Raw genomic sequence first — 12,976 nt, 5'->3', positions numbered from 1 at the left:
AACTCGCGGTACCGCGACCGCGAGAGTCCGGAGCGACGGCTGAGCCGCGAAGGGTTGTCCACAGGGTGGCCACGGCGGTGCGGCATTCTCCGCTACTGTCGGCGACGCCCGACGGAAGGTCCGGATTGTCCCCGAGGGAGAGGTCTGCCGGTGACCATCGACGTGCCCTTGCGCGACGACGCCACGAGCATCTTGCACCACGAGGTCCGCGAGCTGATCCGCCGCCGCGGCCTCGACCCGGTCAGCGACCGTGCCGGTCTCGACCGGCTGGTGGTCGAGGCGGCGGCCGACTACGCCGAGCGGGTGTCGCTCGGCGTCGTGCCCCCGCTCGCCGACACCTCTGCCTCGGTCCGGGCGGTGGCCGACGCGCTCGGCGGCCTCGGACCGTTGCAGCCCTACCTCGACGATCCCGAGATCGAGGAGATCTGGATCAACGCCCCGGCGCAGGTCTTCGTGGCGCGTCGAGGCGTCAGCGAGCTGACCACCACGCTCCTCACCGCGTCCCAGGTACGGGACCTCGTCGAGCGCATGCTGACGTCCAGCGGGCGTCGGCTGGACCTCAGCAGCCCGTTCGTCGACGCGACGCTGCCGGGCGGAGAACGTCTGCACGTCGTGATCCCCGACGTCACGCGCGAGCACATGGCGGTCAACATCCGCAAGCACGTGGTGCGCGCCCACCACGTGGACCACATGACACGCCTCGGCGCCCTCACCCCGCACGCCGCGGCGTTCCTCGACGCCGCCGTCCGGGCGGGCCTGAACATCCTGGTCGCCGGCGCCACGCAGGCCGGCAAGACCACGATGCTCAACGCGCTCGCCGGATCCATCCCGGCCGGGCAGCGAGTGGTGTCCTGCGAAGAAGTGTTCGAGCTGCGGCTACCTGTCCGCGACCACGTGGCGATGCAGTGCCGCCAGCCGAGTCTCGAGGGCACCGGCGAGATCCCGCTGCGGCGGCTCGTCAAGGAGTCGCTGCGCATGCGCCCGGACCGCATCATCATCGGTGAGGTCCGGGAGGCCGAGAGCCTCGACCTGCTCGTCGCGCTCAACGCGGGCATCCCCGGAGCCTGCACGATCCACGCGAACTCTGCCCGCGAGGCGATCACCAAGATGTGCACGCTGCCCTTGCTCGCCGGGGAGAACGTCTCCGAACGTTTCGTCACCCCGACCGTCGCCTCGGCCATCGACCTCGTGGTGCACCTCGGAGTGTCGGCGGACGGCGTCCGGCAGGTCCGCGAGGTCGTCGCCGTGACCGGGCGCGTCGAGGAGAACCGGGTCGAGACGGCGCAGATCTTCCAGCGGCGACCGGTCGCACTGGGTGGCGAGCTCGTCCGCGGTGACGGGTTCCCGCCGGGGGTGGAGCGCTTCCACCGTGCGGGGATCGACGTCAACGCGCTGCTGGCCGGTGAGTCCTGATGGGAGTGCTGATCGGCCTGGTCGCGGGCGTGGGCCTCGTGCTCGTCTGGCTTTCCTGCTGGGAACCGACGACGTCCCGGGTGCGACGCAGCAGGCGCAATCAGGTGCTGCAGGACGTCCTGGTCCAGGCCGGCGTGCCCCACGTCGGGCCGGGCGCTCTCTACGCGTTCAGCGCCGGCGTCGGCGTCATCGTGATGCTCGTCGGCCTCGCCCTGACCCGGTCCCCGGCCATCGCCTGCTGCTTCGCGCTCATGGCGGCCGCCGCGCCGGAGGTGCTGCTCCGTGTGCGGGCACGACGGCGGCGCGAGGGTCTGCGGGACGTCTGGCCGGACGCCGTCGACCACCTCGCCTCGGGTGTGCGTGCCGGGCTCTCGCTGCCGGAGGCGGTCGCACAGCTCGGTGAGCGCGGGCCCGCGGAGCTGCGCGAGCCGTTCGCTCGATTCGCCGCCGACTACCGCGCCACCGGGCGGTTCGGCGAGTGCTTGGACCTGCTCAAGGCGAGGCTCGCCGACCCGGTGGCCGACCGCATCATCGAGGCGCTGCGGCTCACCCGAGAGGTGGGCGGCACCGACCTCGGACGGCTGCTCAAGAGCCTCTCCGAGTTCCTGCGTGAGGACGCGCGCACGCGGGGCGAGCTCGAGGCGCGGCAGTCGTGGACCGTCAACGGTGCGCGCCTGGCCGCCGCCGGACCCTGGGTGGTCCTCGCGTTCCTCGCGACCCGACCCGAGACGGCACGGGCGTACGACTCGGCGGCCGGTGTGGCGGTGCTCGCGGCCGGGGCGGGATGCTCGGTGCTGGCCTACCAGCTCATGCGTCGGATCGGGCGGTTGCCCGAGGAGAGCCGGGTGCTGCGATGAGCCTCGCCGTCGCCGGGGCCCTGCTGGGGCTCCTCGGGGGAGTCGGCCTCCTGCTGGTGATCGCCGGGCTGCGGGGGCGGCGGATCACGCTGGACGAGCGCCTCGCCCCCGCTCTGCGTCCTCGCGACGCGTCCTCCGGACTTCTGCGCGACCACACGGTGCACAGTCCCTTCGGCGTGGTCGAGAAGCTCCTCGCACCCTGGGTGTCCGACGCCGCCCACTGGTTCGAACGGTTCGGCTCGACCCGTGAGGAGGTCCAGCGTCGGCTCGACCGCGCGGGCCGGGCCGAGACCGTGGAGCAATTCCGTTCCCGCCAGCTCGTCTGGACGGTCCTCGGGCTCGTCACGGGCCTGGCCTCGGCGGTGCTTCTCGCAGCCACCCGCGGTTCGGCGGTGATCCCGCTCGTCGCTCTCGTGCTCCTGGCGGGAACGCTCGGCTTCGTCGCCTGCGATCGGCGGCTCAGCACGCTCGCCCAGCAGCGCGAGGAACGGATGCTCGCCGAGTTCCCGACGGTGGCCGAGCTGCTGGCGCTCGCCGTCACCGCGGGAGAAGGCCCCATGCCCGCCCTCGAACGGGTCGCCTCCACGGCCCGGGGCGAGCTCTCCACCGAGATCTCCACGATGCTCGCCGACGTCCGTGCCGGGGCACCCATCGCCGCGGCGCTGACAGCGATGGCAGACCGCACCAACCTGCCGTCGCTGACGCGGTTCGCCGAGGGGGTCGCCGTGGCACTCGAGCGCGGCACCCCGCTGGCCGACGTGCTGCGCGCCCAGGCGCAGGACGTCCGTGAGTCGGGCCGTCGCGCCCTGATGGAGGCCGGCGGCAAGAAGGAGGTCGTGATGCTCGTGCCCGTCGTCTTCCTCATCCTGCCCATCACCGTCGTCTTCGCCGTCTTCCCGTCCCTGGCCACCCTGCAGATAGGCCTCTGACCCACCGAAAGGCTGACCATGTCGCACGAAAACTCTGCCCGCCGACCGCTCGAGGCAAAACTGCGCCCGGTCCGGCGACCGGCGGCCGACGACCCTGAACGGGGTGACGTCCCCGGCTGGGTCCTCGTGACGCTGATGACCGCAGGGCTCGTCGTCGCGCTGTGGGCGTTGGCGGGGCCGCTGCTCGAGAGCGCGTTCACCGATGCGATCCAGAGTGTCACCGGGCGCTGACACCGTGACGGCCGGTTCGGGGGTCGAGCCCTCGTCGGCGACGGACGGCGAGCGAGGGTCGGCGGTCGCCGAGTTCGCGATGATCTCCGCGCTGCTGCTCGCCCTGTTCCTCGGCGTGGTCCAGGTGACCCTCGCGCTGCACGTCCGTGCACTGACGATCGACGCCGCGGCCGAGGGGGCGCGGGTGGCGGCTCGCGCAGACCGTGACCTCGCCTCGGGCGCACAGCGGACCCGGGATCTGCTGTCGGCTTCTCTCGGCAGCCGGTATGCGGACCAGGTGGTCGCACGGGACACCGTGCAAGAGGGCCTCGCCGTCGTCGAGGTGACGGTGCGCGCGCCGCTGCCGGTGGTCGGGGTGCTGGGACCGTCGGGGGCGATGACCGTCTCCGGCCATGCCCTGGAGGAGGCGGCATGACCGAGCGACGCGACCCTGAGTCTGGTGCAGCCGTGGTGGAGTTCCTGGGCGTCAGCGTGCTCCTCCTGGTGCCGCTGGTCTACCTCGTCGTGGCCCTGGCCCAGGTGCATGCCGCGGCGTTCGCGGTCGAGGGTGCGGCTCGTGAGGCGTCGAGGGCGGTGGTCACCGCCGACTCGTCGTCCGAGGGCACGGCGCGAGCGGCGGCCGCGACCCGCCTCGCGCTGGGCGATCAGGGCTTCGACGTGGACGGCGCGGAGCTGCTGACGGTGGAGTGCTCCGCCGACCCGTGCCTGACGCCGGGCGCGACGATCGGCGTCTCCGTGCGCTACGAGGTCCCGTTGCCCCTCGTGCCCGCCGGGCTGCGCGGATGGGTGCCGCTGGCGGTCCCGGTCGAGGCGGCTCACGTGGCGCCCGTCGAGGAGCATGTGGCGGTGCGGCCATGACCGGGGCGCGGGAGGATGGGCGCATCATGCTGCTCACGGCAGGGTTCGTCGCCGTCGGGCTGATGCTGGTCGGGATGGTGGCTTCCGCGGCGTCGGTGCACCTCGACCGCAAGCACCTGTTCGACCTCGCCGACTCCCTGGCCGTCGCCGGTGCCGACTCGATGCGCGAGGCCACCTACTACGACCTCGAGAACGTGGGCAAGCCCGGGGCAGCCGGCACACTGACGTTGTCCGACGGCGACGTCCGGCGCGCGGTGGGGGAGCACCTCGCGCGTCAGCCGGCTTCGACGTCGCCCGGTCTGCGGGACGTCCAGGTCGTCGAGGCGGTCAGCCCGGACGGACGTGGCGCGCGTGTGAGCCTGGTGGCGAGGTCTCATCCGCCGCTGATCCGGTGGTTCACTGATTCGTTCGGTGGCGGCATCACGGTGACCGCGACGGCGGCCGCGCGAGCCGGATAGTCGACCAGAGCCGCCACCGGCACGTCGTCGGCATTCGGGTGCGCGAGTAGCCTCAGGTGGCCAGCTCCTGTCGCCAATCACCGAAGAACGTGCGGAGCTTGCTGACGTGATCGGCGCGCAAGGGCAGTCGACTATCGCCCAGCCGGTCGAGCTCTCCGAACATCTCGCGCAGCACACTGGTATCGAAGCCGGGGGCACGCTCTCGAGCGAGACCGATGAGGTCGTCCCGCGTGAAACACGCTGCGAGCGCGTAGACGTCGACGAAGTCGCGCGGGGCAGCCCGGCCGAACAGTGCGAGCATCTTCTGCCCTGCACTCTCTTCCACCGTGATGGTGGGACCGAGGACGGTCAGCGTCGGAACGGTCAGAGGCGGCGCATCGACGGCCAGATCGACAACGAGTTCGTCGCCGCCGACGGTCAGCAAGAGTCGCACGAACGTCGGGCTCGAACGCACGGTCTCGGCCACCCAGCCGTGGGCGGTCGCGGTCGCGATGAGCTCTCGACTTGCTTCTTCGATGCTACCCGCGCCGGGCGCGGTGAAGAGGTCGAGGTCATCCGTCGTCCGAGAGACGTCACCTCTGGCGATCAGCGCCGAGCCACCGACGACCATGAAGCCTCGCGAGGACGCCAGGTCGAAGAATGCAGTCGCCACGGCGACGTGTGCCTGCGACAGGGTTTCGTGCGTCTCGGTGGTCGTGAGGACCTCGTCCTTCGCCTGCGGATCGGGCTGTCCGGTCATGCGGGAATCGTCCGCGCGGCGTCCACCAGTGGCTGCCAAGCCTTGCGGACCGCCGGTGGCAACCACATGCGATCCCACATCTCGGAGAGGAGCAAGCCGTCAACGAGCCGGAGGATGTCTGCCGGTTCACCCTCGCTGAGCACCGCCGCGTAGACCTCGGCACGGTCGTCCGGGACGGACAGGTCGAAGGAGTCGCGGTGGGACGACCAGAAGATGCGGCGTGGGATCTTGACGGTGCGCAGTGCTTCCGCCGTATCGAGGCGGGGAAGACGGTCGGGTACCCACACGTAGCGGCCGCGACCGATGTCGTGGCGCCTGAATGTCGGGGCCGTGTCCGCAAGCGCGACATCCGTTCCGGCCGCACGCAGAAGCCGAAGCAGTGTGTCGGCCGTCGGTATCTTGCGGTCGTTCTCATATGCCGAGATGGCGGTCCGCGACGTCGCAGCTCGCTCGGCGAGTTCCCGCGCACTGACGCCAGCGCGTGAGCGCGCCTCGCGCACCAGGCGACCAGCGGTGAGAGTATCCATATGGATACGGTATCCCTCCGGATAATCAGCGGGCAAGCGCGCCACCCGTGCGGCTTGCCGCTCCTCGGACATGCCCTCGCAGCGCCGGGACGAGCGCCTGCGCCTGTCGGCGGCGTGCGCGTCAGCCACTTCGCGATGCGCGCTCGAACAGGCCCGGATAGTCGACGACGAGCCCGTCGCCGTCCACGGTGATCTCACGCCGGAAGTCGCCGTCGCGGGACTCGTACAGGTACCGGTCGGTGGTGAGTCGGGTGTACCGCTGCGGGTCGGTGGTGACCGTGAACGACTCGTGGTCCACGTACACCGTCACGATGTCCGCGAACTCGCCGACCGCCAGCCCGAGCCGACGGATCGGCAGCGTGTTTGTCGACCCTACTGGCCTGCTTGGCGAGGCCCTCGCGGAGGACTGCTCGACCACTATGTCCGAGACTCGCTCATCGTGAGTGCTGTGAAGGGTTCGCTTACGCGGTGGCCGCTCTAAGTCTCGTCGAAGACGACCCCAGCGACCGCGCTACACCACTCTGGCCAGCGCACCCCGTAGCGTTGGACAAGGTCGAGGTCCTCGAGAGCGATCAGTGGTTGGCGCTTCTGATCATCGGGGACCTCGACTCCTACATCCAGTCCGTCACCCCGCCCGGGCTACTCCCCACCGGTCGGCGAAGTGCCGGATGAGTCGCGCCATCGTGCAGACGCCATACTGGCGCCCATGAACGACAAGCTTCCCGTCGACCTGGACCAGATGTTCGACCTCGCCCGTGCCGGTGAGAGCCTGCTGCTCGAGTTCGTCGACGCCGGCGTCCCGGCCGATCATGCCGACGCCCAGGGCAACACGCTGCTCATGCTCGCCGCGTACCACGGGCACGCGGAGCTGGTGCGCGGGCTGGCGGAGCGCGGTGCCGACGTGAACCGCTTGAACGATCGTGGTCAGTCGCCGCTGGCCGGGGCCGTCTTCAAGGGCGAACCCGCCGTCATCGAGGCCCTGATCGACGCCGGCGCCGACGTCGACGCGGGAGAGCCGAGCGCCCGGGCGACGGCCGCGATGTTCGGACGGACCCTGCCGGGAGCCTCCTGAGCGGCAGGTAGGCTTGAACATCGTGGCCACCATCGACTTTCCCGCCGAGATCAAGGCGCTCCGCTCCACCCTCAAGACCATCGAGTCGGTGAGCGACCCCGCTGAGCTGCAGGAGCGGATCGAGATGCTGTCCGACCAGGCGGCCTCGCCGGACCTGTGGGACGACCAGGACAACGCGCAGAAGGTCACGTCAGCCCTGTCCCACGCGCAGAGCGAGCTCGAGCGGGTGAAGCGGCTCGGCAGCCGGATCGACGACGTCGAGACGCTCGTCGAGCTCGGCAACGAGATGGAGGACGCCGACTCCCTCGACGAGGCACAGGCCGAGGTCGAGGCGATCCGCAAGGACCTGCGGTCGCTCGAGGTCCGCACGCTGCTCAACGGTGAGTACGACGCCCGTGCCGCCGTCGTGACGATCCGTGCCGGTGCCGGTGGCGTCGATGCGGCGGACTTCGCCGAGATGCTCATGCGCATGTACCTGCGCTGGGCCGAGCGCCACGGCTACCCCACCAAGGTCATGGACACCTCCTACGCGGAGGAGGCCGGGCTGAAGTCGGCGACGTTCGAGGTCGACACGCCGTACGCGTTCGGTCACCTGTCGGTCGAGGCCGGCACGCACCGCCTGGTCCGCATCTCGCCGTTCGACAACCAGGGCCGCCGGCAGACGTCGTTCGCCGCGGTCGAGGTGATCCCGCTCATCGAGCAGACCGACTCGATCGAGATCCCGGAGAACGAGCTCAAGATCGACGTCTTCCGCTCCTCGGGCCCGGGCGGCCAGTCGGTGAACACCACGGACTCGGCCGTGCGCATGACGCACATCCCCACGGGGACCGTCGTGTCGATGCAGAACGAGAAGTCGCAGATCCAGAACCGCGCCGCCGCGCTGCGCGTCATGCAGTCGCGCCTGCTGCTGATCCGCCAGGCGGAGGAGGCCGCGAAGAAGAAGGAGATGGCCGGGGACATCAAGGCGTCCTGGGGCGACCAGATGCGGTCCTACGTGCTGCACCCGTACCAGATGGTCAAGGACCTGCGCACCGAGCACGAGTCCGGCAACACGCAGAACGTGTTCGACGGCGCGATCGACGAGTTCATCGAGGCCGGCATCCGCTGGCGTCGCTCGGGTGGCGAGAGCTGACCTGAGCGCGACCGCGCCCACTACCTCGCGGCGTCGCGTACTACCTCGGCCGATCCGGTACTACCTCGCGGGGCGCCGCTCTCCCTCGGCGGAATGGGTACTACCTCGGCGTTTGGCGGATTTCCGCGGTTTGTCCGTTGTTGCGCCAAGCAACAACTCGACCCTCGACCTACCGGCGTGTCCTCCGTCGGGCGGGCAGCGCCGTCGTGCGACTCTCAACCAGGCGAGCACCCGAGTCGAGTGGTGCCCGCCGGGGGGAGGGGCACGCAGTGATCAGGTTCGAGAACGTCTCGAAGGTCTACGCCAGGGGGGCGAGGCCGGCGCTCGACGAGGTCTCCGTCGACGTCGAGCGTGGTGAGTTCGTCTTTCTCGTGGGCGCTTCCGGCTCCGGCAAGTCGACGTTCCTGCGGCTGGTGCTGCGCGAGGAGCGGCCCACCGGCGGGCGGGTCTACGTGGCCGGCCGCGACCTCACCCGGCTGTCCGGCTGGAAGGTGCCCTCGCTGCGGCGCGGCATCGGGATGGTCTTCCAGGACTTCCGGCTCCTGCCCAACAAGAACGTCTACGAGAACGTGGCCTTCGCGCTGCAGGTGATCGGGCGCCCGCGGCACACCATCAGCACCACCGTGCCGGAGGTGCTGGAGTGGGTCGGCCTGGACGGCAAGGAGAAGCGCCGCCCCCACGAGCTCTCGGGCGGCGAGCAGCAGCGGGTCGCGATCGCGCGAGCCTTCGTCAACCGACCGCAGATCCTGCTCGCCGACGAACCCACGGGGAACCTCGACCCGACGACGTCGCTGGGCATCATGCGCCTCCTGGACCGGATCAACAGCACCGGCACCACCGTGGTCATGGCGACGCACGACGACGAGATCGTCAACGAGATGCGCCGCCGCGTGGTCGAGCTCTCCACCGGGAGCGTGGTGCGTGACGAGGCCGACGCCCAGTACGGCCGGCGGGAGGACATCCTCCCGCTGGTCGGCCCGGCTCCCGTGCTGGACGCCCCCGGCCGCGGCGTCCCGCGCCGCGGCGCCACGCCACGGATCGTCGTCCAGCCCGAGCCGGGCGACGTGGCCGCCGAGGAGGCGGCAGAGGCCGCCGTCGAGCAGGGCGCGTTCGAGCACGACGGCTCGCAGAAGGCACCGCCCGAGGACGGCACCGGGGAGCCCGACACCTCCGAGCTCCCGTCGCGCCGGTCCCGTCGTGCGATGTCCTGGGCCGGTACCGGGCACGAGGAGGCCTGAGCGGTGCGGCTGCAGTTCATCCTCGTCGAGGTCCTCCAGGGTCTGCGGCGCAACGCCACGATGGTGATCTCCGTCATCCTCGTCACGTTCGTCTCCCTCACGTTCGTGGGCGCCGCAGCGCTCCTGCAGGCGCAGGTCACCAAGCTGAAGGGCGACTGGTACGACCTCGTCGAGGTGTCCGTCTTCCTGTGTCCCGAGGGGTCCACGGAGCCGACGTGCGCGGAGGGCGAGGCCACCGAGGAGCAGATCGCCACCATCGAACGGGCCATCGACACCGAGCTCGGCGACGTGGTCGCGACGACGTACTTCGAGTCGAAGGCGGAGGCGTTCGAGGCGTTCGAGGCCCGCTACCCGGACGGCTACCAGGGCACGCAGCTCACCGAGGACGACATGCAGGCGTCCTACCGGCTCCAGCTCGCCGACCCCGAGCAGTACCAGGTGGTCGACGAGGTCCTCAGCGGCCGTGACGGCGTCGAGGTGATCGAGGACCAGCGCGCCGCGTTCGAACCACTCTTCCTCGCGCTGAACCGCGCGTCCCTCGTCGCCGTCGGCCTCGCCGCCGTCATGCTCCTGGCCGCAGCACTGCTGATCACCACCACGATCCGGCTCTCCGCCGTGTCGAGACGGCGAGAAACAGGCATCATGCGACTCGTGGGTGCATCGAACCTGTTCGTCCAGCTCCCCTTCATGCTGGAGGGCGCCATCGCCGCGCTGGTCGGCGCCGTGCTCGCCGTGGGCGGGCTCTGGCTCGCCGTGCAGTACCTGGTGGTCGACTGGCTCGCCCAGTCCGTCGACTGGGTCAACTACGTCACGACCGCCGACGTGCTCGCCATCGCACCGTTGCTCCTCGGTGTCGCCGTCGCGCTCGCCGTGGTGTCCTCCGTCGTCACTCTGCACCGATACACGAGGGTGTGATCCCGTGACCCGCCGTCCCGCCTCCCGCCTGCGCCGGATCGTCGGTGCCGCCGTCGTCGGCCTGCTCGTGCTCGGGCCGTCCGCGCCCGCGCTCTCCGACGAGATCGACGACCAGCGAGCCGCCGCCGAGCGGGAGAAGGCCGAGAAGGACGCTGAGCGCGAAGAGCTCGAGGTCGCTCTCGAGGACACGAACGCCGAGTTCGCCCAGGCCGTGCTCGACCTCAACACCGTCGAGGCACGCCTGCCCGTCGCCCAGGCGGAGCTGGCCGAGGCCCAGGCCACGCTCGCCGAGGCGCGACGCAAGGCGGAGGTGCTCGCCCAGCGCCTCGCCGACGCCGAGGACGAGGAGGCCCGGATCTCCGAGGAGATCGCGGCCGGGGAGGGCAAGGCCGAGGAGGCCCGCACCGACGTCGTGGCCATGGCTCGGGAGGCATACCGCCGAGGTGACGACGTCAGCACGCTGGGGCTCGTGACGGGCGCCCAGTCCACGCGGGAGTTCCTCGAGGACGTGGCCGTCAACTCGTCGGCCGCGCGCAGCCAGTCCCGCGCCGTCGCCGAGCTGCAGGAGGCGGAGACGGTGGCGCGCAACCAGGAGGCGCGCCTCGCCGCGATCCGCGAGACCATCACCGAGCTCAAGGCGGAGGCGGACGCGAACGTCCTCGTCGCCGAGAAGGCGGAGCGGGACGCGGCGGAGCGCAAGGCCGAGGTGGAGCAGCTCATCGAGGAGCAGAAGCAGCTCAAGGCGACCATCGAGGAGCGGCGCGACGAGACCGTCGCCGAGCTCGAGGAGAACGAGGCGCAGCGCGCGGCCCTCAAGGACGAGATCCAGCAGATCATCGTCAAGCAGGAGGAGCGGGACCGCCGTCTCGAGGAGGAGCGCAAGCGGCGTGAGGCCGAGGAGCGCAAGCAGCGCGAGGCCGACCGCAAGGCCAACAAGGGCAACGGCGGTGGCGGCGGATCGAACTCCGGCGGTGGCGGCGGATCGAACTCCGGCGGCGGTGGAGGCGGAGGCGGGTCCAGCTCCGGCGGTGGCGGGTCCTCCGGCCCGTTCCTGGGGTGGCCGACGAACTACCACGTGGTGACCAGCTCGTACGGTCAGCGCTTCCACCCGATCTACAACGCGTGGCGGCTGCACGCCGGGACGGACATCCGCTCCTACTGCGGCACCCCGATCTACTCCGCCCAGAGCGGGTACGTCGAGCAGGCGTACTACGGCAGCGGCCCGGGCAACAACGTGCTCATCAACCACGGCCGGCACAAGGGCGACAACGTCATGAGCCGTTACCTGCACCTGTCGCGCGACGTCGTCGGCGTGGGGGAGAAGGTCAGCAAGGGCGAGATCATCGGCTACTCGGGTACCTCCGGGAGCTCGACGGCGTGCCACCTCCACTTCGAGGTGTACGTCAACGGCGGCACGGTGGACCCGATGGGCGGCTGGCTGAACTGACCGGCGCGCGCCACCCCCCTGATCGCCGAGCGCGGAAACACCTGGACCCCCGCCGTCGGCCGCGTATCCTGAGACGCTGCGGTACCACGACCAGGGAGGAGGAGCCGTGTCCACCAAGGCCAAGGGCGCCAAGAAGAAGAAGTCGGACGACCCCCGCCAGGTCGTGGCGAACAACAAGAAGGCGCGCCACGACTACACGATCGAGGACGTCTTCGAGGCCGGCATCGTCCTGTCGGGGACCGAGGTCAAGGCGCTGCGCATGGGGCGCGCGTCGCTGCTGGACGGTTACGTCGCGATCGATCATGGCGAGGCGTGGCTGGAGAACGTCCACATCCCGGAGTACTTCCAAGGGACGTGGAACAACCACACGCCGCGCCGCAAGCGCAAGCTCCTGCTCCACCGCGACGAGATCGACCGCCTGGGCGTGAAGTCGCGGGAGAAGGGGCACACGATCGTGCCGCTGCGGCTGTACTTCCTGGACGGCCGGGCCAAGGTGGAGATCGCCCTGGCCCGAGGCAAGAAGGAGTACGACAAGCGGCAGAGCCTGCGTGAGAAGCAGGACGTGCGCGAGGCGCAGCGGGCGATGCGCCAGAAGGAGCTCCTGAGCTGACGGCTCCCACCCGACCGGGCCGGCCACCGAAATAAACCCGCGGCCCGCCCGGTTGATGATCTAGACTGGTCGCACCCGGACCACCACGTCCCAGCACGTCGGGGCAGGTGGGGGTGCGGGCTTTGACAACACCACAGGGGCTGATCGGTTTCGACGGTGGTCGTGATTCCAGGAGAAGCGGGCCGAGGAGGCAGGCTCATCTCGTGAACGATGCCTGCAAACCTATAGGTGCCGATAACAAGCGCACCGACTTCGCCCTCGCCGCCTGAGCGAGCCTCGAAGTCCGTGAGCCCGGGATTGCTCTCGGCCCGGTAGCTCACGTCATCTAGAGAGCCACTGCTCGCAGTCCTCGTCGTCGGGGCTGCGGGGACTTCTCGACGACTGGGCCCGTCCACACCTTGTCTGCGTGAGTGTGGGGGCCGAGAAAATCACAGCAGACTGCGCCCGGAGAAGTCCTGGAACAGCGTCACCGGACCCGGGTTCGATTCCCGGCAGCTCCACCCCGTGCACAAGGCTCGGACACTTGCCAGCGAACTCGCCGGCAGGAGTC

15 protein-coding genes, 1 other RNA gene and 1 pseudogene are annotated in these 12,976 nt (G+C 70.3%); 14 read left to right on the top strand and 3 right to left on the bottom strand.

Going from position 1 to position 12,976, the window contains the following annotated elements:
- Nucleotides 1-150: 150 nt before the first annotated feature.
- The 7 genes from ACWAT2_RS11955 to ACWAT2_RS11925 are packed head-to-tail and all read left to right on the top strand — an operon-like array spanning nt 151 to nt 4,746.
- Complete coding sequence (locus tag ACWAT2_RS11955) at nt 151-1,413, top strand: TadA family conjugal transfer-associated ATPase (protein WP_402376124.1); 1,263 nt, start codon at nt 151-153, stop codon at nt 1,411-1,413.
- A complete protein-coding gene (locus ACWAT2_RS11950) occupies nt 1,413-2,270 on the top strand; it encodes a type II secretion system F family protein (RefSeq protein ID WP_402376126.1) in 858 nt (285 codons plus the stop codon). The genes ACWAT2_RS11955 and ACWAT2_RS11950 overlap by 1 nt, the downstream gene beginning before the upstream one ends.
- Entirely contained in the window at nt 2,267-3,199 is a 933-nt protein-coding gene (locus ACWAT2_RS11945) for a type II secretion system F family protein (RefSeq protein WP_402376128.1), read from the top strand. The genes ACWAT2_RS11950 and ACWAT2_RS11945 overlap by 4 nt, the downstream gene beginning before the upstream one ends.
- Nucleotides 3,200-3,217: 18 nt before the next feature.
- Nucleotides 3,218-3,430 (top strand): hypothetical protein, encoded by a 213-nt coding sequence (locus ACWAT2_RS11940; RefSeq protein ID WP_402376130.1) that lies wholly within the window; start codon nt 3,218-3,220, stop codon nt 3,428-3,430.
- A 4-nt stretch (nt 3,431-3,434) separates the two neighbouring features.
- On the top strand, nt 3,435-3,845 hold the full coding sequence (locus ACWAT2_RS11935) for a TadE family protein (RefSeq protein WP_402376132.1): 411 nt from the start codon (nt 3,435-3,437) through the stop codon (nt 3,843-3,845).
- Nucleotides 3,842-4,288, top strand: coding sequence for a pilus assembly protein (locus ACWAT2_RS11930; RefSeq protein WP_402376134.1), 447 nt, complete (start codon nt 3,842-3,844; stop codon nt 4,286-4,288). The genes ACWAT2_RS11935 and ACWAT2_RS11930 overlap by 4 nt, the downstream gene beginning before the upstream one ends.
- Nucleotides 4,285-4,746, top strand: a complete 462-nt coding sequence (locus ACWAT2_RS11925) for a hypothetical protein (protein WP_402376137.1) — start codon at nt 4,285-4,287, stop codon at nt 4,744-4,746. The genes ACWAT2_RS11930 and ACWAT2_RS11925 overlap by 4 nt, the downstream gene beginning before the upstream one ends.
- Nucleotides 4,747-4,798: 52 nt before the next feature.
- Here ACWAT2_RS11925 and ACWAT2_RS11920 read toward each other — a convergent pair whose 3' ends face one another.
- The 3 genes from ACWAT2_RS11920 to ACWAT2_RS11910 all read right to left on the bottom strand — a co-directional run bounded on the left by ACWAT2_RS11920 (nt 4,799) and on the right by ACWAT2_RS11910 (nt 6,430).
- Nucleotides 4,799-5,485, bottom strand: a complete 687-nt coding sequence (locus ACWAT2_RS11920) for a nucleotidyl transferase AbiEii/AbiGii toxin family protein (protein ID WP_402376138.1) — start codon at nt 5,483-5,485, stop codon at nt 4,799-4,801.
- Nucleotides 5,482-6,012, bottom strand: a complete 531-nt coding sequence (locus ACWAT2_RS11915) for a helix-turn-helix domain-containing protein (RefSeq protein ID WP_402376140.1) — start codon at nt 6,010-6,012, stop codon at nt 5,482-5,484. Before ACWAT2_RS11915 ends, ACWAT2_RS11920 begins: the two co-directional genes overlap by 4 nt.
- 121 nt (nt 6,013-6,133) lie before the next feature.
- Complete coding sequence (locus ACWAT2_RS11910; protein ID WP_402376143.1) at nt 6,134-6,430, bottom strand: putative glycolipid-binding domain-containing protein; 297 nt, start codon at nt 6,428-6,430, stop codon at nt 6,134-6,136.
- A gap of 288 nt (nt 6,431-6,718) precedes the next feature.
- On the opposite strand from ACWAT2_RS11910, the gene ACWAT2_RS11905 reads away from it, so the two are divergent.
- The 7 genes and pseudogenes from ACWAT2_RS11905 (at nt 6,719) to ssrA (ending at nt 12,929) form a co-directional block, all read left to right on the top strand.
- Nucleotides 6,719-7,084, top strand: a complete 366-nt coding sequence (locus tag ACWAT2_RS11905) for an ankyrin repeat domain-containing protein (protein ID WP_402376146.1) — start codon at nt 6,719-6,721, stop codon at nt 7,082-7,084.
- 22 nt (nt 7,085-7,106) lie between these two features.
- Nucleotides 7,107-8,216: a peptide chain release factor 2 gene (gene prfB / locus ACWAT2_RS11900; RefSeq protein WP_402376149.1), complete on the top strand. Its 1,110-nt coding sequence runs from the start codon at nt 7,107-7,109 to the stop codon at nt 8,214-8,216.
- Nucleotides 8,217-8,485: 269 nt separating this feature from the next.
- Nucleotides 8,486-9,163: pseudogene (gene ftsE, locus ACWAT2_RS11895) on the top strand (cell division ATP-binding protein FtsE); the annotation flags it as partial.
- A 294-nt stretch (nt 9,164-9,457) separates the two neighbouring features.
- On the top strand, nt 9,458-10,369 hold the full coding sequence (gene ftsX / locus ACWAT2_RS11890; RefSeq protein WP_402376152.1) for a permease-like cell division protein FtsX: 912 nt from the start codon (nt 9,458-9,460) through the stop codon (nt 10,367-10,369).
- A gap of 4 nt (nt 10,370-10,373) precedes the next feature.
- On the top strand, nt 10,374-11,816 hold the full coding sequence (locus ACWAT2_RS11885; protein ID WP_402376154.1) for a peptidoglycan DD-metalloendopeptidase family protein: 1,443 nt from the start codon (nt 10,374-10,376) through the stop codon (nt 11,814-11,816).
- 106 nt (nt 11,817-11,922) lie between these two features.
- Complete coding sequence (gene smpB / locus ACWAT2_RS11880; RefSeq protein ID WP_402376156.1) at nt 11,923-12,426, top strand: SsrA-binding protein SmpB; 504 nt, start codon at nt 11,923-11,925, stop codon at nt 12,424-12,426.
- Nucleotides 12,427-12,562: 136 nt separating this feature from the next.
- Nucleotides 12,563-12,929, top strand: a transfer-messenger RNA (tmRNA) gene (ssrA, locus tag ACWAT2_RS11875).
- Nucleotides 12,930-12,976: the final 47 nt, after the last annotated feature.

This window comes from Isoptericola sp. GX10416, from assembly GCF_056590155.1.
This window is presented reverse-complemented; position numbering and strand designations above follow the sequence as displayed.

Coding starts and splice junctions, on each gene's coding strand:
- ACWAT2_RS11950 (WP_402376126.1), top strand. CDS start 1,413: ATGGGAGTGCTGATCGGCCTGGTCGCGGGCGTGGGCCTCGTGCTCGTC.
- ACWAT2_RS11945 (WP_402376128.1), top strand. CDS start 2,267: ATGAGCCTCGCCGTCGCCGGGGCCCTGCTGGGGCTCCTCGGGGGAGTC.
- ACWAT2_RS11940 (WP_402376130.1), top strand. CDS start 3,218: ATGTCGCACGAAAACTCTGCCCGCCGACCGCTCGAGGCAAAACTGCGC.
- ACWAT2_RS11930 (WP_402376134.1), top strand. CDS start 3,842: ATGACCGAGCGACGCGACCCTGAGTCTGGTGCAGCCGTGGTGGAGTTC.
- ACWAT2_RS11925 (WP_402376137.1), top strand. CDS start 4,285: ATGACCGGGGCGCGGGAGGATGGGCGCATCATGCTGCTCACGGCAGGG.
- ACWAT2_RS11920 (WP_402376138.1), bottom strand. CDS start 5,485: ATGACCGGACAGCCCGATCCGCAGGCGAAGGACGAGGTCCTCACGACC.
- ACWAT2_RS11915 (WP_402376140.1), bottom strand. CDS start 6,012: ATGGATACTCTCACCGCTGGTCGCCTGGTGCGCGAGGCGCGCTCACGC.
- ACWAT2_RS11905 (WP_402376146.1), top strand. CDS start 6,719: ATGAACGACAAGCTTCCCGTCGACCTGGACCAGATGTTCGACCTCGCC.